General features: G+C 34.7%; 22 protein-coding genes. 12 read left to right on the top strand and 10 right to left on the bottom strand.

Annotated elements, in window-relative coordinates; all coding sequences use genetic code 11:
- Window positions 1-312 precede the first annotated feature (312 nt).
- Window positions 313-960, bottom strand: a complete 648-nt coding sequence (locus IRZ80_RS01445; protein ID WP_194639509.1) for a DNA/RNA non-specific endonuclease — start codon at window positions 958-960, stop codon at window positions 313-315.
- Between the two features lie 29 nt (window positions 961-989).
- Entirely contained in the window at window positions 990-1,433 is a 444-nt protein-coding gene (locus IRZ80_RS01440) for a DUF1569 domain-containing protein (protein WP_194639508.1), read from the bottom strand.
- Window positions 1,434-1,583: 150 nt separating this feature from the next.
- Between IRZ80_RS01440 and IRZ80_RS01435 the strand changes: the two genes are divergently transcribed.
- The 10 genes from IRZ80_RS01435 to IRZ80_RS01390 all read left to right on the top strand — a co-directional run bounded on the left by IRZ80_RS01435 (window position 1,584) and on the right by IRZ80_RS01390 (window position 11,803).
- Window positions 1,584-3,695: a M3 family metallopeptidase gene (locus tag IRZ80_RS01435; protein WP_194639506.1), complete on the top strand. Its 2,112-nt coding sequence runs from the start codon at window positions 1,584-1,586 to the stop codon at window positions 3,693-3,695.
- A gap of 474 nt (window positions 3,696-4,169) precedes the next feature.
- Entirely contained in the window at window positions 4,170-4,478 is a 309-nt protein-coding gene (locus IRZ80_RS01430; RefSeq protein ID WP_194639504.1) for a CPBP family intramembrane glutamic endopeptidase, read from the top strand.
- A gap of 141 nt (window positions 4,479-4,619) precedes the next feature.
- Window positions 4,620-4,958, top strand: a complete 339-nt coding sequence (locus IRZ80_RS01425; protein WP_194639502.1) for a lysozyme inhibitor LprI family protein — start codon at window positions 4,620-4,622, stop codon at window positions 4,956-4,958.
- 157 nt (window positions 4,959-5,115) lie between these two features.
- Window positions 5,116-5,940: an SIR2 family NAD-dependent protein deacylase gene (locus tag IRZ80_RS01420; protein ID WP_194639499.1), complete on the top strand. Its 825-nt coding sequence runs from the start codon at window positions 5,116-5,118 to the stop codon at window positions 5,938-5,940.
- A gap of 138 nt (window positions 5,941-6,078) precedes the next feature.
- The gene (locus IRZ80_RS01415) at window positions 6,079-6,522 is read left to right on the top strand and encodes a hypothetical protein (protein WP_194639497.1); all 444 of its coding nucleotides are present in this window, start codon (window positions 6,079-6,081) and stop codon (window positions 6,520-6,522) included.
- Between the two features lie 212 nt (window positions 6,523-6,734).
- Entirely contained in the window at window positions 6,735-8,597 is a 1,863-nt protein-coding gene (locus IRZ80_RS21185) for a TlpA disulfide reductase family protein (protein ID WP_317174701.1), read from the top strand.
- 163 nt (window positions 8,598-8,760) lie between these two features.
- On the top strand, window positions 8,761-9,108 hold the full coding sequence (locus tag IRZ80_RS01405; protein WP_194639495.1) for a cupin domain-containing protein: 348 nt from the start codon (window positions 8,761-8,763) through the stop codon (window positions 9,106-9,108).
- A 69-nt stretch (window positions 9,109-9,177) separates the two neighbouring features.
- Window positions 9,178-10,314, top strand: a complete 1,137-nt coding sequence (locus tag IRZ80_RS01400) for an MFS transporter (RefSeq protein WP_228520769.1) — start codon at window positions 9,178-9,180, stop codon at window positions 10,312-10,314.
- Window positions 10,315-10,374: 60 nt separating this feature from the next.
- A complete protein-coding gene (locus IRZ80_RS01395; protein WP_194639491.1) occupies window positions 10,375-11,307 on the top strand; it encodes a peptidylprolyl isomerase in 933 nt (310 codons plus the stop codon).
- Window positions 11,308-11,467: 160 nt separating this feature from the next.
- On the top strand, window positions 11,468-11,803 hold the full coding sequence (locus IRZ80_RS01390) for a tRNA-binding protein (protein ID WP_194639489.1): 336 nt from the start codon (window positions 11,468-11,470) through the stop codon (window positions 11,801-11,803).
- Between the two features lies 1 nt (window position 11,804).
- Here the strand turns inward: IRZ80_RS01390 and IRZ80_RS01385 are convergent, their stop codons facing one another.
- The 6 genes from IRZ80_RS01385 to IRZ80_RS01360 form a co-directional block, all read right to left on the bottom strand.
- Window positions 11,805-12,446: a YceI family protein gene (locus IRZ80_RS01385; RefSeq protein WP_228520768.1), complete on the bottom strand. Its 642-nt coding sequence runs from the start codon at window positions 12,444-12,446 to the stop codon at window positions 11,805-11,807.
- Entirely contained in the window at window positions 12,427-12,957 is a 531-nt protein-coding gene (locus IRZ80_RS01380) for a dihydrofolate reductase family protein (RefSeq protein WP_194639487.1), read from the bottom strand. Before IRZ80_RS01380 ends, IRZ80_RS01385 begins: the two co-directional genes overlap by 20 nt.
- 379 nt (window positions 12,958-13,336) lie before the next feature.
- The gene (locus IRZ80_RS01375) at window positions 13,337-14,155 is read right to left on the bottom strand and encodes a sulfurtransferase (RefSeq protein ID WP_194639485.1); all 819 of its coding nucleotides are present in this window, start codon (window positions 14,153-14,155) and stop codon (window positions 13,337-13,339) included.
- Between the two features lie 251 nt (window positions 14,156-14,406).
- Window positions 14,407-14,952: an RBBP9/YdeN family alpha/beta hydrolase gene (locus IRZ80_RS01370; protein ID WP_194639482.1), complete on the bottom strand. Its 546-nt coding sequence runs from the start codon at window positions 14,950-14,952 to the stop codon at window positions 14,407-14,409.
- A gap of 1 nt (window position 14,953) precedes the next feature.
- The gene (locus IRZ80_RS01365; protein ID WP_194639480.1) at window positions 14,954-15,778 is read right to left on the bottom strand and encodes an alpha/beta hydrolase; all 825 of its coding nucleotides are present in this window, start codon (window positions 15,776-15,778) and stop codon (window positions 14,954-14,956) included.
- Between the two features lie 460 nt (window positions 15,779-16,238).
- Window positions 16,239-17,501 (bottom strand): aminotransferase class I/II-fold pyridoxal phosphate-dependent enzyme, encoded by a 1,263-nt coding sequence (locus IRZ80_RS01360; RefSeq protein ID WP_194639478.1) that lies wholly within the window; start codon window positions 17,499-17,501, stop codon window positions 16,239-16,241.
- A gap of 733 nt (window positions 17,502-18,234) precedes the next feature.
- On the opposite strand from IRZ80_RS01360, the gene IRZ80_RS01355 reads away from it, so the two are divergent.
- On the top strand, window positions 18,235-19,038 hold the full coding sequence (locus IRZ80_RS01355) for an NYN domain-containing protein (protein ID WP_194639476.1): 804 nt from the start codon (window positions 18,235-18,237) through the stop codon (window positions 19,036-19,038).
- A gap of 214 nt (window positions 19,039-19,252) precedes the next feature.
- Window positions 19,253-20,761 carry an FMN-binding glutamate synthase family protein gene (locus IRZ80_RS01350; protein WP_194639474.1) on the top strand — a complete coding sequence of 503 codons (1,509 nt, stop codon included), beginning with the start codon at window positions 19,253-19,255 and terminating at the stop codon, window positions 20,759-20,761.
- A 97-nt stretch (window positions 20,762-20,858) separates the two neighbouring features.
- Here IRZ80_RS01350 and IRZ80_RS01345 read toward each other — a convergent pair whose 3' ends face one another.
- Together IRZ80_RS01345 and IRZ80_RS01340 are read right to left on the bottom strand one after the other, a co-directional pair.
- Window positions 20,859-21,587 carry a type ISP restriction/modification enzyme gene (locus IRZ80_RS01345; RefSeq protein WP_194639473.1) on the bottom strand — a complete coding sequence of 243 codons (729 nt, stop codon included), beginning with the start codon at window positions 21,585-21,587 and terminating at the stop codon, window positions 20,859-20,861.
- A gap of 338 nt (window positions 21,588-21,925) precedes the next feature.
- Entirely contained in the window at window positions 21,926-22,372 is a 447-nt protein-coding gene (locus IRZ80_RS01340) for a YhcH/YjgK/YiaL family protein (protein WP_194639470.1), read from the bottom strand.
- Between the last annotated feature and the right edge of the window lie 136 nt (window positions 22,373-22,508).

Genomic DNA, 22,508 nt, shown 5'->3' with positions numbered 1-22,508 from the left:
CAAGAGGAATTTAACCGTTAAGTTCGCAAAGTATTACGCAAAGAACAAAAAGGTTTGCATCATTGCGTATCTGCTAGAAATTTAAAATAAAGCTTAGTGAACTTAGCGGCACGGCATTCGCTTTTAAAAGTTTCTGACACAAATTACACTAATCTGCACGAATTAAGATTGCTGTTTAATTACACAAAATATTCGAAACTGTAAAAAGTTGTAAAATTTGATTTCAATTTTGATAAGAATTAGTGTTAATTGGTGAAATTCGTGTTTATCTTTTTTTAAATGCGAATGCCGTGACTTAGCGGTTAAAAAAGCTTAACTAAAACTCCATTCCTTATAGCTTAGCTCCTTTTCTATTTTTTCTTCTATTTTTTCAGATAGTTTTTGGTTGAAATCAATACCGGTTATTTGTTCAATCTCATCAATAGTTTTAGCAAATTTATAGAGCGGTAAATCGGATTTTTCATTTGGAACTAAAAACGAAATCATGTTCAGGCTGTTATTTTCAACCCGAACCGCAATTTTGAAAAAATAATGAGGAACCGAAACTTCTTCATCGCCGATAGTTAATAGATTGTCTTGTAAAATACTTCCAGTTACAATAAATAGAGCTGTGTATTTATCGGCCCAGTATCTCACTTTTTGTTCTAGTCTGTTCCATATACCGGCATTAAAGTCCCTGTTTTGGGGTGAGACATTCGAAGTGTAAAAAGTTTCTGTGTAAGCTTCTTTAGAAAATTTCATATCAGCCGCAGGTACAAGATGTCCTTTGTCATAACCGGTGTCTTTGTAATTTCTCCAATGTGCCGATTCAGTATCTATAAGAGGATCCTGCTTAAAATAAGGACGCTCATAATGGTGTTCATACTGAGATTTTCCAGTCAGATAATAAGCGGTCCATTCTGCTTGTTCATGTTCTTCAGAGTAGGATAAGAAATAATGCTTATGTCTAATTATACTCATAAATGAGTTTTCTTTTATGGGGTTAGAGACTAAACGCCAAATTGTGTCAAGTGGTGATCAATGTGTTTCCACATCAACTTGTTCCAATCTTTGTAAGTCATTTTTCCCCAAAAAGGATGATCCATAATTGTAATAGGTACAGGTTTTTCTGTAAAACGGCTAAAGTTTTTTATTAATTCGTTCTTTGCCTGTTCAAAATCATATTTTCCTGTAAAAATAAACTCTTTGGCAGTTGGACTGTTTTTGTTAAATCCAAAGTTAAAAGTACTCTTTTTAGACATTTTGCCCAAAAGTCTAATGAAAAAATTTACTTTTATTTTCCTTTCGCCAAATGCTACTATAATAGCTTCATTTGTGTGTTTAAGCATTTGATCAACGGACATTTTTCCCCATAATGGAGCAGTCTCTGAATTAAGAGTGTTGATTCTATCTATAATAGATTGATTGTCAATTTTGTCAAATATTGAATTCATATTATTTTGTAAACTTAAATATCACAAATATAATTTTTTTTTGTATGAATTGTATTAAAAAATTAACATTTTAAATACTATTTGTGATTAATGAAACGGAAATAGTTTTTTTTGTTATATTCGTATTTTAATGTAAAAAAAATATTAATTATGCAGATTCGCTATAGATTGTTCTTTATCAGTTCATTGTGTTTTATTTTTTCACTTCAGGCTCAAAATAATAATATCAAAATGAAAAATCCTTTGTTGCAAAAAAGTTCTTTACAATATCAGGCACCTGATTTTAGTAAAATAAAAGATGAAGATTTTAAACCCGCTTTTGACTATGGTTTGAAAATTAATGTTCAGGAGATTGAAACTATTGCAAACAATCCTGCAAAACCTACTTTTCAAAATACCGTTTTGGCATTAGAAACCAGTGGTGAAGTTTTGAACAGAGCAACAGGAATTTTTTATAATCTGACTGGTTCCAATACCAATTCGGCATTACAGGCAATTGAAGCTGAATATGCGCCAGTTTTCTCAGCACACACTGATAAAATTTATTTGAACAGTAAATTGTATAATCGTTTCAAAGCAATTGATTTGAATAAATTGAAAGGTGAGGACAAAAGACTGACTGAATATTACTTGCAGCAATTTGAATTAAACGGAGCTAATTTATCCGAAGAGAATAAAGAAAAGCTGAAGAAAATAAATGAAGAATTAGCGACTTTAAGCACTCTTTTCAGTAATAAATTACTACTGGCCCGAAAAAATGGAGCTGTTTTATTTGACAATGCAGCTGATTTAGACGGGCTAAGTGCCGCCGAAATTGAAGCTGCCAAGCAGAAAGCTAAAGAAGCAGGATACGAAAATAAATATTTAATAGGATTATTGAACACAACGCAGCAGCCTTTGCTGGTTAGTTTGAAAAACCGAGCAGCCAGAGAAAGAATATACAAATCATCCTGGTACCGCGCCGAAAAAAATGATGAAGGAGATACGCGTGAGGTACTCGAAAAAATAGCTAGACTGCGTTTGCAAAAAGCCAATTTGATGGGTAAAAAAAGTTTTGCTGAGTGGAAGTTACAAGATCAAATGGCAAAAACACCAGAACCAGCTATGGAACTGCTGGCCAAAATTGCAGCGCCGGCTGTAGCCAAAGCTAAAATAGAAGCACAGGAAATACAAGGTTTAATTGATGCTCAAAACGGCGGATTTAAACTGGAAGCCTGGGATTGGAACTTTTACGCTGAACAAGTTCGTAAAGCCAAATATGATTTAGACGAAAGTCAGATTAAACCATATTTTGAGCTGACAAGCGTATTAGAAAAAGGAGTGTTCTATGCGGCTAAACAAATGTATGGTATCAGTTTTAAGGAACGAAATGATTTGCCTGTATATAATCCAGATGTAAAAGTTTATGAAGTTTTTGATGACAAAGGAACTTCAATTGCCATATACTATTTAGATTTTTATACCCGTGACAATAAAAATGGAGGAGCTTGGATGAATAATCTGGTGAGTCAGTCGCATTATTTAAAACAAAAACCAGTAATTGTAAACGTTTACAATTTCTCGAAACCAGTTGGCGGAAATCCATCTTTAATTAGTTTTGACGATGTGACTACTATGTTTCATGAATTTGGGCACACATTACACGGATTATTTGCTAATCAGGAATATGTTTCATTGTCAGGGACTTCGGTGCCGAGAGATTACGTAGAATTCCCATCTCAAATCAATGAGCATGCAGCGTTAGATCCAGCAGTTCTAAAAAACTATGCTGTTCATTATCAGACTAAACAGCCAATACCACAAGAATTAATTGATAAAATCAAGAAAGCAGAAACTTTTAATAAAGGCTATGATGTAACCGAAATTTTAGCGGCATCAACACTTGACATGGCCTGGCACAGTGTCGAAAAAGAATCTGATTTTAAACCAGCATTGGTTTTTGAGAAAGAAGCGTTAGAAAAATACGGTTTATTGGTTAATGAAGTGCCTACTCGCTATCACACTCCTTATTTTGCGCACATTTGGGGAGGCGGTTATTCCGCGGGTTATTATGCTTACACTTGGTCAAAAACTTTAGATTATAATGCGTTCGACTGGATGCAGGCCAATGGAGGTATGACAAGAGAAAACTGCGAGCGCTTCAAAAAATACATTTTATCTGTTGGTAACAGTGTGGATTTAAATAAGGCGTTCAAAGATTTTATCGGTCATGATATGAAAACCGAACCCTATTTAAAAAATGCGGGACTATCAGCAGAGTAATTTATAAAACTCAATATATAAAAATGGCATTCGAAAGGATGTCATTTTTTTTGGAGTTAGTTGTTTTTCGTCAGTTTGCTTCGTTCAGACAATTGTTTACATAAAGAGTATCTGCAGATTTTTCTGTAAATGCAAACAGTAATTTCCATAACTTCGTTTTTTGTTAGCAGAAAATTAAATAGCTTATATTTTTATTAGTCAATTAAATAATAGTTTAAAATGAACAATGAAATAAGATTGGCATTAGTTAGGACGTTACCGTTTTTCATCGTTATTTGTGCTGTGATGATATTAATTAAACGCGGGAAATTCAAATCTGAAGAATTAGATCTTAGAAAACCTCAGTCGATCAAATACTTTCTAATTTGGACAATTGGGTTTCTGCTGTATTCATTGCTGGTGGAATTTTTGCTTTATTCATCATCAATTTTGGAAATCGATAAATAGAATCATTCACTGTCTTCATCACTTATCTTGATCCCAGGCGCTGTTATTCTTGCTCCTATAGCCGAAGAATTGCTGTTTAGAGGCTGTATCTTAAATTTATTGAACAAGAAAAAAATAAACAATCATCTTGCAGTTTTAATTCAGGCCTGTTTCTTTGTTCTTCTCCATAATTTTACGTATCAAAATACTATGTCTTCGAATATCGGAATAGTGCAAAGTTTAGTTGATGCCATATTATTTGGATATGCACGACAATATACAAAATCACTTTATACACCAATAACAATGCATATGACAGGCAATGCTATTGCAGTTATTGAGAGGTTTATATTTTAAAAAGAGTATCGAAATTCTTCTTTTAAAGTTGTATTAGGTTAATTTTAATATATTAGCTAACTTGAAATTTGTGAAAAAATTGCACAGAGCTATTAGTCAGTGGCAAGCTTAAACAACGATAGTATAAAAAATGGACTCAAAATGGAAAAAATAATTTGCACACTTTTATTCTTTTTTACAGCAATTTCCTTTTCACAATCTGTAACTGGAGAAGGAGAACTTTATGAGCAATATCAAAAAGTTGATAAAAAATTAAATGTTGTGTACAACAAACTCAAAAAAGAGCTCAACGAAACAGACAAAAAAAATCTAATTGAAGCTCAAAAAGCTTGGATAAAATTTAGAGATTTAAATTGTAAATTCTATAGTCAAGATCCTGGTGATGGAGGTGGTCCATATGAACAGAAAGTTAAAATAGATTGTTTAATTCGATGTACAATGGAAAGGACTAAGGAATTTGAAAATTGGAATGACAGATAAAAAAACCAGCCACACTTGCTACAATAGATTTGGGCAATTGGCTTAATTTGAAAATGGTCTTGTATTTGGGAGTTTTGGCAAATCCGAAAAATAAGGCTTAATTTAGTACCAAATCTCTTGTAGCTGGATGTTGTAGGAATTTGTAGAAAATCTGAATATGAATGAACAACTTGATAAAATAATAAAGCAAGTATATAATAAAAACAATAGAAATTTATTCACGTTTTTAACTGGTGCTGGAATTTCTGCCGAAAGTGGAATACCTACTTACAGAGGTACAGATGGTATATGGATAAAAGGAACTAAATTCCATAAACCAGAGGAATTTGGAACTTTTAAATATTTTAAAGAAAATCCTGAAGAAGTTTGGCAATACTCACTTTTTAGAAAAAAGATGTTTGAAAATGCTGTACCAAATGAAAGTCACAATGAAATAGTAGAAATTGAGAATCTTTTACAAGATAAATTTCATTTAATAACTCAAAATATAGACAATTTACACAGACGTGCTGGGACAAATAGAATTTACGAAATACATGGAAATAATAGAGAGATTAAATGTTCCAATGGTTGTAAAGGAATAGAATGTCTTCCTGTTGAAATTGAAGGAAAGAATATAGACGAAGATTTAACAGAAAGAGATATTCAATTACTAAAATGCAAAGAATGTGGAAATTGGATGAGACCAAATATCTTGTGGTTTGATGAATTTTATAATGAAGAAACAAATAAAAAATTTAGCTCATTAAAAATTGCTAAAAATTCAGGAATTCTTTTCATTGTGGGAACTTCTGGAGCAACAAATTTGCCAATGACAATAGCAGAAACAACATTAAAATATGGAGGGACAATCGTTGATATAAATACAGAAGATAATTTGTTTACAGAACTAATTAAAAACAAGAAAAATAAAATTATTATTCGCGAAACTTCAACTAAAACTCTAAAAATAATAAAAGAAATATTAAAACAAATCTGCTAAAATCTGCTTAATAGAAAGTTGGTTTTGTATTTAGGAGATTTGGCAAATCCGAATAATGGGCTTAATTTCGTCCCAAACCACTAGAGCAGGCGGGATATTATAATTTCCTAAACCCTTAATACATTTTTAATAAAATAAATGAAATTTACATTTTATATATTCACATTTTTATTGTTCAATCAATTGTATTCTCAGAAAATTATTGTGCAGACACTGTATAAAAGCATTCCGCCACAAGAGTTTTCGCTGGAGAATAACGAATTTGTTTTTGATTTAAAAGAAGGAACTCTGAATAAAAAAAACACTAAGGACAATATAGAAAACAAGTATTATATTGAGTTTAGAAAAGAATTTTACGATGAAAACAATAGTTTTTATTTTGTAGAATATAAAACTGATTTTAAAAAAAATACTCACAATTCAGTTGATAAATCTGAAGTCGGCATTTTTACTATTATGTATGATAAAAAAGACGGAATCGTTTTGACTGTAATTTTAAACTTTATAAATGCAGACGGCGCTGCTTTATACTTGACCGAAAAAGGGGAAGAATCTCCAAAAGTCAAATCCCTTTTTGAATGATTTTAAGCATTTTCAACATTATTTTTCAAACGCAAAAAATAATCCCATCTGCTTTATTTAACGGACTTGCCTGTTTAAATCTTAAATAAAAGTTATTTTTATAACAGAGGATTTTTCTGTAGTAAAAATCAATTATATTTACTTTAGAGTTTCTATCTAATCAGTCAGTTAGCTTTTATGGCCTGCTGGCACTAATGCTAAATATTTATAAGATGAAAAAAACAGTACTGTTGCTTTTTTTGGTGTGTTTTAATATGGGATTTTCGCAAATCGGGAAACTGTATTTGAAAAATTCAAAACTAATAATTGGAAAAGAAAACACTTATGTTTACGAACCGCCCAAAGGAACAGAAATTCCAGATGGAGCCAAAGTTAGAGTTATTTATAATGACAATTTTGATTTTACAGGCGGCGGTGCTTTGTTAATTAAAAAAGCTGTTGGTTACGAGTTCGCTCTTCAGGTTCCAGACTCAATTAAATATTTTGCAGCAGCAATCGTTGATGGGAAAAAAGTAGTTGAAAACAATAAAAATACTGGATATGATGTGTTTTTAAATTCGTCTCCAGCCGATATAGGAAAATGCTGGGCAGCAAAAATTGAGATTTTAAACTATGCAAGTAATTCATTGGCATCAAAACTTAATTTAAAACTTGATTCCAGTCCTGCAGGGGTATTATCTGAGTACAATAAAATGTTCATGAAGTATCCCAAGATGAAGGAGAGTAAAAGTTATGAGAATTATTTATACATAAAAGAGGCTTCTAATAAAGAACAAACGAAAACTGAAATGCTGGCATTTGCCAAAAAATGCGAAAAAAAGAATTCTGAAGACTATTTGCTGGTTGCTGCGCGGCTTTATGCGCGTCTTAAAATGACTGACGAAAACAAACTGCTGGAAGATAAAATAAAAGCAAAATATCCAAAAGGCAGTTTTGAATCCAGCAATTTCTTTTTTGATTTTGCAAACCATCCGGATAAAACAGAAACTTATATTTTGGAACGATTGAATTTTTATACAGCTTCCTTTAAAAATATTCCAATAATGTATAAAGATTATTTTTATACCAGTTTAATGAAAATATATTTAGACAATAAAGATTTTGAAAAACTGGATCAGTATGAAAAATTATTATCCAATAAGAATAAGGCGGCGGGACTTTATAATAATTATGCATGGGGATTATCCGGACAAGATTTTGAGACTCCTGCTAAAGATATTGAATCAGCCGAAAAAGTATCAAAAAGATCGCTGGACATAATAGCAGATCTTCAAAAACAAGCTGCTTTTCCTGAAGATCTGCAGGGAACTCATGATATGTACGCAGATACTTATGCCCTAATATTATATAAGTTAAATAGGTTTGAAGAAGCTTTTCAATATCAGGATAAGATTTATCAAATGGGAGATTTTGGCCCAGATGGAAAAGAGCGTTATGCAGTTTATATGGAAAAAGTAAAAGGCTTAGAAGTTACCAAAAAATATATTGAGGGCGAGCTTTCAAAAGGAACAAATTCAAGAGTGCTTCTTGCTCAATTGGAAGCAATATATGGAAAATTAAATCTGCCATTGGATTCTTTTAAAGTTATTAAAGCAAAATCCATTGAAGCTGCAAATGCAAGTGCAAAAGCAGCTATTGTTAAAAAATACGGCAGTACTGACGCTATCAATTTTAGTTTGAAAAATCTGGAAGGAAAAGTAATTAATCTGTCCGATTTAAAAGGAAAAGTAGTAGTTCTGGATTTTTGGGCGACTTGGTGTGGTCCCTGTAAGGCTTCATTCCCTGCAATGCAGGAATTAGTGACCAAATACAAAGACAAGAACGTAGAATTTTTATTTGTGAATACATGGGAAAAAGGGAAGGAAAATGAAACTACTGAGAAAGTTACCAATTTTATTAATGATAAAAAATACAGTTTTAATGTAGTCTTTGATTATGACGATGCTATTACTGCAAAATATAAAATTGAGGGTATTCCAACTAAAATTTTAATTGACAAAAATGGAAGCGTAGTTACATTTGGTTCTTCTGAGGAAGATTTAATACATCTGATTGATGAGCAGTTAAGCATGTAGTTTTAATAACTACTGGCTAGCTCACAAATTTTTATAAATAACTCAAAGGATGCAATAAAATGATCTTACGATTGTCTGAATTGCAGTCTTTGAGTTATTTTTGCATAGAACGATAGCCAGACATAATATTTAAGGCAGATTTTAAACGATAAAATAAAAAGCAATGCAGAGTTTTGGAGCAAGTAAAGAATTTATAAAAGATGATGAATTTGAGTGGGAAGCTGTAGGTGAAGGTATAAAACGAAAAATAATGGGATATGATGATACCATTATGATGGTGAATGTCCTTTTTGAAAAAGGAGCTGTAGGAACACTGCATGAGCATTACCATTCGCAGGTTACTAATGTTGCCAAAGGTGCATTTGAAGTAACCATTAACGGTAGTACAAAAGTGATGAAAGAAGGGGATTGTTTTTATATTCCGCCTCACGTGATTCACGGCGTGCTTTGTCTGGAAGATGGTCTGCTGATTGATGTTTTCAGCCCTATTCGCGAAGATTTTATGAAATAATTAAAGTGTGAGTCAAAATTAGAATACTATTTTTGCAGCATGAATCTATCCAAAACGAATGTCTTGTTTATGGCAGCCTGTACAGGGCTTATAGTTGCCAATCTTTATTACTGCCAGCCTCTAATTGTTTTAATTGCCAGCGAATTTAAAATTCCAGATGCCAATGCGGGAACTATTACGTATCTAACCCAAGCAGGTTATGCAATTGGGTTATTTTTTATGGTACCGCTGGGAGATAAAATCGAACGCAAAAAGCAGATTCTGATAACGACTTTTGCTTCTGTAATTGCTTTGATTATTGCTGCAACAGCTCAGAGTTTCTTTGTTCTGCAGGCTGCATCACTGCTTATTGGAATCACATCAATAGTACCGCAGCTTATTTTGCCATTGGCAGCTTCTTTGACGGTGCCCGAACAGCGCGGGAAAGTTGTAGGGACAATTATGAGCGGATTACTTCTAGGAATTTTGCTTTCTCGAACTTTAAGCGGATTTATCGGTGAGCTTTTTGGCTGGCGGTCCATGTTTTGGATTGCTGCCGGAATTTGTCTTTTGATATTTTTTGCTATTCAGAATAGATTTCCTGTGAATAAGCCGCAATTTAAAGGTTCCTACGGTCAATTAATCCAATCACTTTTTACACTGATAAAAACACAGCCAGTTTTGAGAGAAGCAACTTTAATCAATATATTCTGCTTTGGACAATTTGGCGCTTTCTGGACAACAATGGTTTTACTGCTTTCAGACAAACCATTTTATTTTAATAGTGCGACAATAGGACTTTTTGGTATTGTTGGCGCCTCAGGAGCTCTAGCTGCGCCATTAGTCGGACGATTTGGGGATAAGGGAAATTCCAGGATAGCAATCGGTTACGGCTGTTTATTGCTTCTAATCAGTTTTATTGTTTATTATTTTTCTGCAGAAAGTGTGATCGGAATTATTATTGGAATTGTTTTAATGGATTTTGGAATCCAGAGTGTGCATATTTCAAACCAGACGCGGGTATATTCACTTTTGCCTGAAGCGAGAAACAGATTAAATACAGTATTTATGTCGTTTAGCTTTTTGGGAACAGCTGCCGGTTCTGCTTATGGGTTATTGCTCTGGAAACTGGGAGGCTGGCACGCGGTGACTATCGGATGTGCTGTTTTGGCATTATTTTCATTATTAGTTTACGGACTTACTTATAAACCAAATTCTAAAAAATAGAAAGGGCAGATTAATATTGAATTAATTTGTAAATTTGCGCTTCAATAAAAAATAAACACAATGGAAAACGGAATATACGCTAAATTCAATACCGCAAAAGGAACGATTTTAGTAAAATTAACACACGATTTGACACCAGGAACTGTAGGTAACTTTGTTGCTCTTGCTGAAGGGAACATGGAAAACAAAGTAAAACCGCAAGGGCAGAAATTCTATGATGGTTTAAATTTCCATAGAGTGATTCCTGATTTTATGATTCAGGGAGGATGTCCAAAAGGAACTGGGACAGGAGATCCAGGTTATAAATTTGATGATGAGTTTCATCCTTCTTTGAAACACGATAAACCAGGAGTGCTTTCTATGGCTAATTCTGGTCCAGGATCTAATGGTTCTCAATTTTTTATCACACATGTGCCAACTTCTTGGTTAGATAATAAACACACTGTTTTTGGGCATGTGGTAGAAGGACAAGATGTAGTTGATGCTGTTGCTCAAGGTGATTCATTGGACACATTAGAAATTATCAGAGTTGGAGAAGAAGCTGAAAAATGGAACGCAATTGAAGCTTTTATTGGTTTAAAAGGGGCCCGCATGAAAAGAGAAGCTGCTGCAAAAGCAGAATCTGAAGCGAAAATGGAAGCATTGGCTGCAGGTTTTGAAAAAACAGAGAGCGGTCTGCGTTACCAATTTATCCAAAGAGGTTCTGGTAAAAAAGCAGAAAATGGTAAAACGGTTTCTGTACATTATACAGGACAATTACCAGACGGAAAAGTTTTCGATTCTTCTTACCCAAGAAAAAAACCAATCGAATTCCCATTAGGAAGAGGAAATGTTATCGAAGGATGGGACGAAGGTATTGCTTTACTGCAAGTGGGTGACAAAGCCCGTTTCGTAATCCCTTCTGACCTAGGCTACGGACCAGCAGGAGCAGGCGGTGTTATTCCTCCAAATGCTATCCTGATTTTCGATGTAGAATTGATGGACGTTAAATAATTATTAGTTATTAATTGTTAATGATTATTTTAGAATAAATAGAGAATCCCAAAATAATTACAGTTTTGGGATTTTTCTTTTAATGTGGTTAAGACTCTAAGTTTCTAAGTCAGAAAAAGAAAAAACTTAGTATCTTAGAATTCTATAAACTTTAAGGAAAATGGATTTATCTTGGTCAGAATTTGAAAGAGTAGAAATGCGGGTAGGAACAATACTCGAAGTCAATGATTTTCCTGAAGCCCGAAAACCTGCTTTTCAGCTCACAATTGATTTTGGAACCGTTATTGGAATACGAAAAACATCGGCGCAAATAACTAAACGATATTCCAAAGAAGTTTTAGCAGGAAGACAGATTGTGGCCGTAATCAATTTTCCCAAAAAACAGATTGGAAAGTTCATGAGTGAGTGTTTAGTACTTGGTGCCGTAGGTGAGGAGGGAGATGTGATTCTGCTGGCTCCTGATTTTAAAATTGAAAACGGACTGCGGATCGGTTAGTTTATTCCAGTTTTTTTATTAATTCGATATTACCGTTTATCCTTACTTCTTCACCAATTAAAACACCGCCGGTTTCCAGAGCTGTATTCCATGATAAACCATAATCTTTACGATTTATAATTCCTTTAAATTTAAGCCCTGCTTTTGTGTTTCCCCAAGGATCTATATTGCTGCCTCCGTAGTCTAAATGTAAAATTGTTGGTTTTGTAATTTCTTTGATGGTCAGTCTGCCGATTATTTCAAATGACGCTTCACCGATTCTTTTAAATTTAGTAGAATAGAAAGAGATTTTTGGAAATTTTTCGGCATCAAAGAAGTCTGCACTTTTTAAATGAGCATCTCTGTTTTTGCTATTGGTATTGATGGAATTTATAGCAGCAGAAAAAGAAAATACAGCATTTTCAAAATCTTCTTCCGCTTCGGCAGTTCCTTTAATTTCATCAAAACGACCGGTTATGGAAGCGATTTCAAGGTGTTTTATTTTGAACATAACCTCCGAATGTGAAGGATCTATTTCCCATTTCATATTTTCTATGGTATTGTTTTTTGAACTTTGGTAATCTTTAAGGGTGTCAATTTGAGGTATCATCGTATTGTAATTTAGAGTTGTTTTTATCTGTTGATTATCCGTTATTCTTTTCATAACGGCTCATTACAAGCCCATTCGAAAAGACATTTGTCTGAATGTGTTTAAGAGTAATGTTATGGTCAAGCCCTCCAAACAAAGGAATGCCTTCTCCTATAAGAATAGGGACTGTAGTAATTATTAGTTCATCGAGTAAATTTTCTTTCAGAAAACTTTGTATTACTTTCCCGCCGTCTATATAAATGTTAGTATATCCATTTTGCGAAAGATAGAGCAGTAACTCTTTTGGTGGCATCAAAAGAACGGTGGCTTTTTCTTTTAGACTTTCAGGTATGTGTTTAATCTGGGAGCTCAATACAAAAACTTTTTGCTGATAGAACCAATCGGGAAAAGTGAGTATTTTTTCGAAAGTGCCTCTGCCAATTACAATAGCGTCAATTTTACTGATGAATTCTGTATAGCTTTGGCTGGTTTCTGGACTGTCGAATTGAATTAACCAATCGATTTCTCCCTCTTTTCGCGCAATAAAACCATCAAGGCTGGTTCCTATGTATGCGTGCGTTTTCATGTGAGGACTAAAAAATGCTGTTGCAGTTCAATTTTTTCCAGTCCTTCTCGATGGTGCTAAATGGCAAAAGGGAAATTATAAATATTCTTACCAAGATGATGGATGCATATTTTTTCATGATTTTTTCTTTAATAGTGAGAATAAAAATGATACATAAAGGTAATAATTTTAAACTCATTTTAAAGTGATTTTTATCATGTAATTAATTGCTGTGTAATGTATTATGTTTTATTTTAAGAAAAGATGATTCCGCATCTTATGGCTGAAGAAAACAGGATCGTTTTTCTGGCGGGATAATTTTAAATATGTAAAACAGATTAAAAAAGGCAGTTCTATTTAAAATAAAACCGTCTTTTATATGGAATTTATTGTTTGTTTTTTATTTCTCGATAGGCAGATCACTGATACCCCATTCAGTCCAGGAACCATCGTAAACGGCTTTTGGATTGTCCGAAATCAATTCGCAGGCTAGCAAAACAATGCAGGCGGTAATTCCGGAACCGCAGGTAAAATATAATGGCTGGCTGTCTAGTTTTAGGATTTCCTTCAATTCTTCATTTGATTTGAATTTTCCGTTTTGCTGCAGTTCGGTGAACGGAACGCTGATGGAACCGGGAATATGTCCGCTTCTCAATCCGGCTCTCGGTTCTTCGTGAGTGGCGTGAAATCGGTCAGCTGATCTTGCGTCCATGAGAACGGCTTCTTTAGTGGAGATGTTTTCCAGTATCTGTTCTTTGTTTTTGATTAATTCTGGCTGGAATTTGGCGGTAAAATTCCCTTTCGGATAATTTATCCGATTTTGTTTTTCGGTTGGAAATCCTTCTTTAATCCATTCCGGAAGTCCGCCATCCAAAACAAAAACTTTTGAATGTCCCATCGCTTTGAACATCCACCAGGCTCTGGGACTGGAATAAATTCCTAAAGTGTCATAAACTACAATTGTGCTGTGGGAGCTGATGCCTAATTTTTGGCTTTCAGCAGTGAATTGCTCTTCCGAAGGGAAAGTATTTGGCAGGGGATTACTGGTGTTGCTGAAATTATTTTTGATATCAAATAAACGAGCGCCCTTTATCTGCAGATTGGGATTTTGGTTTTCTAAATTTGATTGATTCTGTTCTAATCTTGCTTCAAGTATAATTAGATCAGTATCGTTTAAATGTTCTTGAAGCCAAGCTGCGGAAACTATAGGGTTTGTCATTTTAAAAGTTTTTTGTGCTTATGTTATAGAATAAACGGTATTAATTTTTAAACATATAAGTCATGTAAGTTAAAAGCGGGTAGTTTGTCAAAAGAGTAATTAAAAGTGAATATAAGCTAAAAAAAATCTATGAAGGTTTAAATGGCTTTGCTTAAATGAACTTTTGATTTTACTTGATTTTTTTAAATTAAAAACTTATATGACTTATATGTTTCAAAAATGTATTTGACGAAATAATGTTATTTGTAGAATTAAGTAATTTTTTTGATTAACAGCTGTAAATAATTCTGGCCTTCTTCCCAATATTCGAGATTGGAATCGGAGTTGATGTGTCCCAGCTGACCGATATTTATGAAATCACTTCCCCAATGAGTTGCTAATTCTTTGGCTCTTTCTAGTGACATGTAAGTGTCGTTTTCGGTTCCAATAACCAGCGTAGGAAAAGACACGGTCTGCGTTGGAATAGGAGAGAAGTGTCTCAGAAAATCTGGTGTGTGTGCAGGAGAATCCACGTCGGCGGGGGCAACGAGCATAGCGCCTATGATATTTGGACTGCTGTTTTGGGCTGCCCAATGCATTATTAAGGAAACGGCAAGGCTGTGTGCAACTAAAATTGTTGGTTCATTTATTTTTTTAATAGTTTCGTTAAGTCTTGCGAGCCATTCGCTGAGCTGCGGTTCGTCCCAATTGTCCTGAATGACTTTGGTTGAATTGGTGAATTTTTGTAACCAATAACTCTGCCAGTGTTTTTCGTCCGAATCACCGAGTCCTGGAATGATTAATAAGTGTGGGGTCATTTTATTTCTTTTTTAATGCTGTAATTCTTTTGATTTCCTGTACAACTAATGGGAAAGCCGGTTCCGTCATATTGTGGCCGTAGCCTTGTAACTCGTATAAAGCGGTTTGCGTATGTCCGGCAATTTTCATCATTCGTGCCATATAGGCGTTTTCTTCGTAGCGGCCCAGCATTTCCTTATCTCTGTCACCTGTGATTAGTAATAAAGGCGGAGCATCGGCACGAACGTGATATAAGGGAGCGAATTCATCGATTATGGGCTGTGTTTCAGCAATGCCCCTTTCTTTTCGAATTTCGAAATGGGTGATGGTCTGAGCGCTCAGCGGAATCAATCCTGCTATGGAATTGGCGTCTATGTCATAAGTCTTCAGCCATTTTTTGTCCAGACCCACCATCAACGTCAAAAATGCGCCGGCCGAGTGCCCTGAAACCAGAATTAAGGAATTGTCACCGCCATAAGATGCTATGTTTTTGAATGTCCAGGCTATGGCAGCTGCGGTGTCCTCAATACATTTTTGTGTTTTTACTTTTGGCGATAATCGATAGTTTACAGAAACTACACAAAATCCTTTGTCTTTTAATCCTTCCGGAAGTTCTTTACTGCCTGAAGTTAAACCGCCGCCATGAAACCAAATCACGGTGGTAAATCCTTTGACGTTTTTTGGGTAATAGATATCGAGTACGCAGCGCTCTTTTATATATGAATCTGTTTTGGAAACTGCTTCACTGTAATAGGGAATACTGGTAACAGTGGTGTATTCTGTTTTTTGGGCGGTGATTATTGTTATTGTGAATAACAGTAATGCTGAAAGAATAAATCTTTTCATTTTCTTTTTTGGTTTAGTGTCATAAAAGTACAGAATTTTTATGCGCTGTCTGTGCTGGTTCTTATGAAAATATAAACTTTCAGAATAGCCCCGATTACAGCCTACCGTGTGGACACATCTTTTAATAGGCCACAGATGACACGGATTGAACGGATTTAAATCGATAAATTTGTTGTTTTTTAAAAAATGTATTGAAAAAAACATAAGTTTTATACATAATATTTTTAGTATACAACCAAAAAATCAGCGATAATCTGCCCAATCTGCGTGCTATTTTAACATAAAATATTTGTGTCCACACGGTAGGATTACAGCGGCATCCTGTGGTCCTGGGGTTCAGGACCACAGATATAGCGAAAAGCGGGACTGAACCTGATCAAATATACTGATGTTCTGCTCCCCAAAAAAAATCCATCAGCCTTTTGACCGATGGATTTTTTATATGTAAGGTTGCTTATTGTTAAGCTTCCATATCAACAGTAGTTTTGCTTGCGATTTCTTTGTAAGTACCGTTTGTTAATTTCTCACGGATAGCTTCGAAAGCAGACAAAGTCTCGTCAATGTCTTGTAGAGTGTGAGAAGCTGTCGGAATCATACGCAATAAAATGATTCCTTTTGGGATTACTGGATACACCACGATCGATAGGAAAATACCGTAGTTCTCTCTCAAATCGTTTACCATAACCATTGCTTCCGGGATACTTCCTTCCAAGTAAACAGGAGTGATGCAGGTGTTGGTGTCACCAATGTTGAATCCTCTTTCTTTTAAACCATTCTGCAGTGCGTTTACGTTTACCCAAAGTTTGTCTTTGATTTCCGAAGACTGGCGCAGTAATTCCAAACGTTTCAACGAACCGATAGTCTGGATCATTGGTAACGCTTTGGCAAACATCTGTGAACGCAGGTTGTATTTCAAATAATCGATAACGTCTTTGTCTGCAGAAACGAAAGCTCCGATATTCGCCATAGATTTGGCAAAAGTGGAGAAGTAAACATCGATTCCGTCCTGACATCCTTGCTCTTCACCTGCTCCGGCACCTGTTTTTCCAAGTGTTCCAAAACCGTGTGCATCGTCAACTAGTAAACGGAAATTGTATTTTTCTTTCATTGCTACAATTTCTTTCAGTTTTCCCTGCTGTCCGCGCATTCCAAAAACACCTTCGGTAATGAATAAAATCCCTCCGCCTGTTGTTTCGGCAAGTTTTGTAGCACGTGCCAGGTTTTTTTCCATGCTTTCGACATCGTTGTGCTTGTAGGTAAAACGTTTTCCGCTGTGTAAACGAACACCGTCGATAATACAGGCGTGAGCGTCAACATCATATACAATCACATCGTTTCTGGTAACCAAAGCATCGATGATAGAAACCATTCCCTGGTAACCGAAATTCAATAAATAAGCTGATTCTTTCATCGTAAAAGCAGCTAATTCCTGTTCTAACTGCTCATGATATTTAGTGTGACCGCTCATCATACGCGCTCCCATTGGAGCTGCTGCTCCAAATGCAATTGCCGCATCAGTATCGGCCTGACGCACTTCTGGGTGATTCGCAAGACCCAAATAGTCGTTTAAACTCCAGTTCAAAATATCTTTCCCCTGAAACTTCATTCTTGGTCCTAATTCTCCTTCTAATTTAGGGAAAACAAAATAACCTTCAGCCTGTGAAGCCCATTTTCCCAGCGGACCTTTGTTGTTTTGAATTCTTTCAAATAAATCTTTTACCATAATATATATTCTGTAGTACTATTAATTTTAAGTCCCGTTACAAAGTTCCGGAATCGGGAGCAAAAATAATTATTTATAATGTATTAGCATCTTGAAAGTAAATTTATTTTTAGAAGCTGGCTGCTTTGATAATCTGCTTCGCTTGGATTGTATTGTTTGCTGTTTCTGATGTTGCTGCTGTAGTTATTTTTGGATACGGCTGCACAGGAAATAATAGGTTTATTGTTATTATATGCAGCTAATAAATTGGATATTCATAGATAATGCTTTTTAGAAATATAAAATGTTTTTTGCCTCACCCTTCCGGTCTTCTCCAATCGAGAGGGGGTAATTGGATTGTTTGCTATTTCTAAATGATGAATATATGTTTTTAGTATAACTACAAGCACAGTGAATATCCCGGAGGGCGTAGCTGGCCAGTTTGGAGACATGATTTGTTTATTTATAATTAAGTAAAATTTATTTATTTCAGATATGAGGTTTAATGAATGAACCGTAGCAAAAATCAAAAAGCCTGTAAATCTTATTAGTATTTACAGGTTTTTTGTTTTATTCAAAACTGTATTTTATGAATCAGAGGCTTTCCATTTACATCAGGGCCTAAGGTGAAAATTAACAGCTTTTCTTTAATAAAAAATGTATATTTGAATCAGGTTAGCAGAGATGAAATAACTGTTTCAAAGACAGTTTAAAAATCCGACAATCAAACTATCCAATAATTTAAGATTAAGGTATGCCTCAAAACACCAAAGAATTAAAACTCGCCGTACTTATTGATGCCGACAATGTTCCTTACAGCAACGTAAAAGGAATGATGGAAGAGATTGCTAATTTTGGAACACCAACCACTAAACGTATTTATGCCGACTGGACGAAACCAAATGCCAACGGCTGGAAATCAGTTTTGCTAGAACACGCCATCACGCCTATACAGCAGTACAGCTATACGACTGGGAAGAATTCCTCCGATTCTGCTTTGATTATTGACGCTATGGATTTATTGTATTCGGGCAAATTGGATGGTTTTTGTATTGTATCAAGCGACAGCGATTTTACACGCCTTGCCATTCGCTTGCGGGAATCGGGCATGAAAGTAATTGGCATTGGAGAAAAGAAAACACCAAGTGCCTTTATTGCGGCTTGTGACCGGTTTGTTTTTATTGAAGTACTGGACGGTGCTATCAAAAAGACCAGAAAAACTACCAATGCCCAAAGCAAAGCACCAAAACCCACTGCTACAGTTCCTGCAGAATCTAAAAAAGCTGCAGAAAAAGAAATCTCCGTCAAAATTGACAATAAAACCATAGAACTTATCGAAGATTCGCTGGATGCTATCGGTGACGAAGACGGCTGGGCATTTCTAGGCGATGTGGGCAATCTCATTGTAAAAAAGAAACCAGAATTTGATCCTAGAAATTATGGTTTTTCAAAACTGACACCAATGCTCAAATCAATGACAGATATCCTTGAAATTGATGAAAGAGAATCAGACAAAAAAGGCATCAAACACGTTTTTGTGAGATTGCGTTATACGTAGTTATTTCAGAATGAAAATAAATAAATATGATGTCCGCAAATAATACCATGTAATTTTTTTGCCACTGATTACACAGAGTCTCACAGATTTTATTACTGTTTTTTTTAAATCTGTGTAAATCTTTTTAATCTGTGGATAATTCGATCTGTTTGGTATTAATTAGTTAAGGATAGGCATATAAATAAATCTTAGTAACTTTTAAATTGTTTCAGTAATGAGAAAACAGTTATTCATTATCAGTATTACATTATTACTAATTTCTCTCGGTTTTAATTATTTTCTAAAAACAGGATTTGTTTTTTCGGCGATAATGATAATCCTTATAATTGTTGGCTTTTATAATACCATTCAGCAAAAACATGCTATTTTAAGAAACTTCCCAATATTGGGATATTTTAGATATTTGTTTGAAATGATTGCTCCCGAAATTCAGCAGTACTTTATAGAACGCACCACCGACGGTAAGCCGTTTTCAAGAAACCAGCGTTCTTTAGTGTACCAAAGAGCTAAAAATATTGATGCAACTTCTCCTTTTGGGACGCAGTTAGTTTTAAACCAATCGAGTTACGAAGGAATAAAGCATTCGATGTTTCCAGCATCTGTCAATCATGAATTGCCGCGGGTTCTCGTTGGCGGTTCAGACTGTAAACAGCCGTATTCTGCTTCATTACTGAATATTTCGGCTATGAGTTTTGGTTCATTAAGCGAAAATGCTATTGTAGCACTAAACAAAGGTGCACAGAAAGGAAATTTTTATCACAATACGGGAGAAGGAGGATTGACCGAGTTCCATCAAAATGGAGGGGATATTACCTGGCAGATTGGTACTGGTTATTTTGGCTGCCGTAATTCCGAAGGAAATTTTGATGCTGATAAATTTGCAGAAAAAGCGAATCTTCCTGCTGTAAAAATGATTGAAATTAAATTATCACAAGGAGCAAAACCAGGTCACGGCGGTGTTCTTCCTGCGCAGAAAAACACAGCACAGATTGCAAAAATAAGAGGGGTTGAACCACATACGACTATTCTTTCTCCACCCAGCCATAATGCCTTTTCAGATGCAAAAGGTCTGATAGAATTCATTGCTCATTTACGTCAATTATCTAATGGAAAACCAATTGGTTTTAAATTGTGCATCGGTGAAACTTCTGAATTTGAAATGCTATGTCAGGAAATGATTCATCAAAACTGCTTTCCTGATTTTATTACTGTCGATGGTGCCGAAGGCGGTACTGGAGCCGCACCGCTCGAATTTGCAGACGGTGTTGGAATGCCTTTTGAACCAGCAATTATTTTTGTAAACAAAACATTGGTCCGTTTAGGAATAAGAGATAAGATAACAGTAATCTGCAGCGGTAAAATCATTTCGGGATATTCCATTTTGAGAGCTGTAGCTTTGGGGGCTGATATGTGTAATTCAGCCCGCGGTTTTATGTTTTCTTTGGGCTGTATTCAAGCTTTGCGCTGCAATAATAACGAATGCCCGACAGGAGTTGCCACTCAGAATAAAATGCTGATGAAAGGATTAGTCGTAACCGATAAATCTGAAAGAGTGTATCATTTTCATAAAAACACTCTTCACGCTGCTAACGAGCTTTTGGCTGCAGCCGGGAAAAACAGTTTTAGCGAAGTCGATATCAATATTTTTATGAGAGGTGATGAATTTACCAATTTATCAGATTCCTATTTTCCAGATAATTTAACGAATGTGACCAAATATTAAAAACACAGCTATTAATATTTCTATTACAGTTCTGTCTTTTTAGAAAATTATAGATTTCATCGATTATTTATTGTTTTCATTAATTTCAAAGTAAAGGCTAAATATCTAGTTTATTAATTTTTTTTGCAATCTGAACTGTTTCAGTTAGAACCGCGATTATTTTTTGGTATTGTGAAATGTCTTCAGGAGTAAGCTCGCATTCTTTTCGGTCTTGGAGCCACTTTTTTGCAGGCTGATAATCATCTATGCAAAAATTCCATACGGTTTCGGGTATATTGTCAAAAAACTGATTTTCGCTGATGTACACGCGCCCTAAATTTCTGTCGGCACAATTTTCCTCTGATGGTGAAAAATGAGTTTCGGAAAATGTTTTAAATTTTGGATGTTTAACAATAGTATTGCCTTCATTTGTAAATTGTGCACTGGAGTTGACAGTATTGTCATTTTTTAGCAAATGAATTTTACGTAATTCTCTGCCGAACTGCACTAACTTCCAAAATTTAAGACTGTCAGTTTGTATTGGAATATTTTGGGAATCTGTTTTTAAATTTTCTTCCCTGTATTTTGATGAATGAATTACCGCGTAGATGTAATTGAATAAATCTTCAGAAGTAAATGTCTCTTTAAATTCAGGACGCACTTCATGACTGTCTGCCAGACAGACGCTGCCTTCCTGTTCTTTTTTACTGACAAATGTTAAACCTAAACCAGCAGCAGACTGCTTTATAATTTTTGGATTGATGTTAAACTGATTTTCAGCTGTATCAATAATTTTTTTCTGGGCAATCAGTTTTAGAATTGAAGAATAAAGGGAAAATGTTTTCATTGCCAGAAAGTATTGATTTGTCAGATGCATTATAGTACTTAAATCTGGATTTTTACTTCAAAAAAAAGGAGGGCTTTTTACGGCCCTCCAATTTTGTAGTTCTGATTTATCATTATCTAACTTATACGTTACTATAATTCGGTATAGCTGACTATTGAGATACTTTTTCTAATACTTAAATATTTTGTGATATTATACCTCAAGTAATTAATCAAAACCACACTCAAATTTACAACTTTATTGTATTAAAAAGCTTAAAATAAGTATTTTAACTATGTTTTAACCTGTTTTTAACAGTCAGGACTTTATTAATAAAAATAGTAATATTAAAATTTGGGTTATACCAATACTTTTACAACTATTTTATCCAGATCATTTTCACTGATCATTGGCGCATGAACATCTTCAGGAAAAAATATAACAAACTGATTGGCCTTCAGTTCAAAATAAGTGTCTGGTTCATCGTTAAAAAAGCGAACATCTTTTTCGGTGTTATATTCTCCGTTTGGAGAAACGCATTTCGCTCTTGGTTTCCACAAAAAACCTTCGCTTCCGCTGATGCAGAACTGAATGTCAATATTTTTGTCATGGCATTCAAATGTTTCCAGACTTTTTGCTCTGCTTTTTCCTTCTCCTTTGTAAGCAAACATTTTCACGCCTGCTTTTTCATCGATTAAACCATCCAAAGCGTCTTTGTCATCTTGCTTTAAATAATCAAAAGCAGTTTTAAATGACGGATGAACTGCTTCGTATCGGGCTGCATTTTCTATAAAATCTATAATCATAATTTCTCTTAGATTGAATTAATTGAATGGTAAAATTAATGCGAAAATTACAGAATTGAAAGGTATTTTTAATCTAAAATAAGTATTAAGATCAGCTTCGAAAACGATTTGCATTTCAGCAGATTTCTATGCAGTA

The sequence above is a fragment of the Flavobacterium sp. HJJ genome, assembly GCF_015351475.1.
Classification (GTDB): domain Bacteria; phylum Bacteroidota; class Bacteroidia; order Flavobacteriales; family Flavobacteriaceae; genus Flavobacterium; species Flavobacterium marginilacus.
Note: the sequence above shows the minus strand (reverse complement) of the source record. Positions and strands in the feature narration are given on the sequence as shown.

Bases quoted from the DNA above. Each gene is read 5' to 3' on its own strand.
- IRZ80_RS01445 (WP_194639509.1), bottom strand. From the start codon at position 960: ATGAGTATAATTAGACATAAGCATTATTTCTTATCCTACTCTGAAGAA.
- IRZ80_RS01440 (WP_194639508.1), bottom strand. From the start codon at position 1,433: ATGAATTCAATATTTGACAAAATTGACAATCAATCTATTATAGATAGA.
- IRZ80_RS01435 (WP_194639506.1), top strand. From the start codon at position 1,584: ATGCAGATTCGCTATAGATTGTTCTTTATCAGTTCATTGTGTTTTATT.
- IRZ80_RS01425 (WP_194639502.1), top strand. From the start codon at position 4,620: ATGGAAAAAATAATTTGCACACTTTTATTCTTTTTTACAGCAATTTCC.
- IRZ80_RS01420 (WP_194639499.1), top strand. From the start codon at position 5,116: ATGAATGAACAACTTGATAAAATAATAAAGCAAGTATATAATAAAAAC.
- IRZ80_RS01415 (WP_194639497.1), top strand. From the start codon at position 6,079: ATGAAATTTACATTTTATATATTCACATTTTTATTGTTCAATCAATTG.
- IRZ80_RS21185 (WP_317174701.1), top strand. From the start codon at position 6,735: ATGAAAAAAACAGTACTGTTGCTTTTTTTGGTGTGTTTTAATATGGGA.
- IRZ80_RS01405 (WP_194639495.1), top strand. From the start codon at position 8,761: ATGCAGAGTTTTGGAGCAAGTAAAGAATTTATAAAAGATGATGAATTT.
- IRZ80_RS01400 (WP_228520769.1), top strand. From the start codon at position 9,178: ATGGCAGCCTGTACAGGGCTTATAGTTGCCAATCTTTATTACTGCCAG.
- IRZ80_RS01395 (WP_194639491.1), top strand. From the start codon at position 10,375: ATGGAAAACGGAATATACGCTAAATTCAATACCGCAAAAGGAACGATT.
- IRZ80_RS01390 (WP_194639489.1), top strand. From the start codon at position 11,468: ATGGATTTATCTTGGTCAGAATTTGAAAGAGTAGAAATGCGGGTAGGA.
- IRZ80_RS01385 (WP_228520768.1), bottom strand. From the start codon at position 12,446: ATGAAAAGAATAACGGATAATCAACAGATAAAAACAACTCTAAATTAC.
- IRZ80_RS01380 (WP_194639487.1), bottom strand. From the start codon at position 12,957: ATGAAAACGCACGCATACATAGGAACCAGCCTTGATGGTTTTATTGCG.
- IRZ80_RS01375 (WP_194639485.1), bottom strand. From the start codon at position 14,155: ATGACAAACCCTATAGTTTCCGCAGCTTGGCTTCAAGAACATTTAAAC.
- IRZ80_RS01370 (WP_194639482.1), bottom strand. From the start codon at position 14,952: ATGACCCCACACTTATTAATCATTCCAGGACTCGGTGATTCGGACGAA.
- IRZ80_RS01365 (WP_194639480.1), bottom strand. From the start codon at position 15,778: ATGAAAAGATTTATTCTTTCAGCATTACTGTTATTCACAATAACAATA.
- IRZ80_RS01360 (WP_194639478.1), bottom strand. From the start codon at position 17,501: ATGGTAAAAGATTTATTTGAAAGAATTCAAAACAACAAAGGTCCGCTG.
- IRZ80_RS01355 (WP_194639476.1), top strand. From the start codon at position 18,235: ATGCCTCAAAACACCAAAGAATTAAAACTCGCCGTACTTATTGATGCC.
- IRZ80_RS01350 (WP_194639474.1), top strand. From the start codon at position 19,253: ATGAGAAAACAGTTATTCATTATCAGTATTACATTATTACTAATTTCT.
- IRZ80_RS01345 (WP_194639473.1), bottom strand. From the start codon at position 21,587: ATGAAAACATTTTCCCTTTATTCTTCAATTCTAAAACTGATTGCCCAG.
- IRZ80_RS01340 (WP_194639470.1), bottom strand. From the start codon at position 22,372: ATGATTATAGATTTTATAGAAAATGCAGCCCGATACGAAGCAGTTCAT.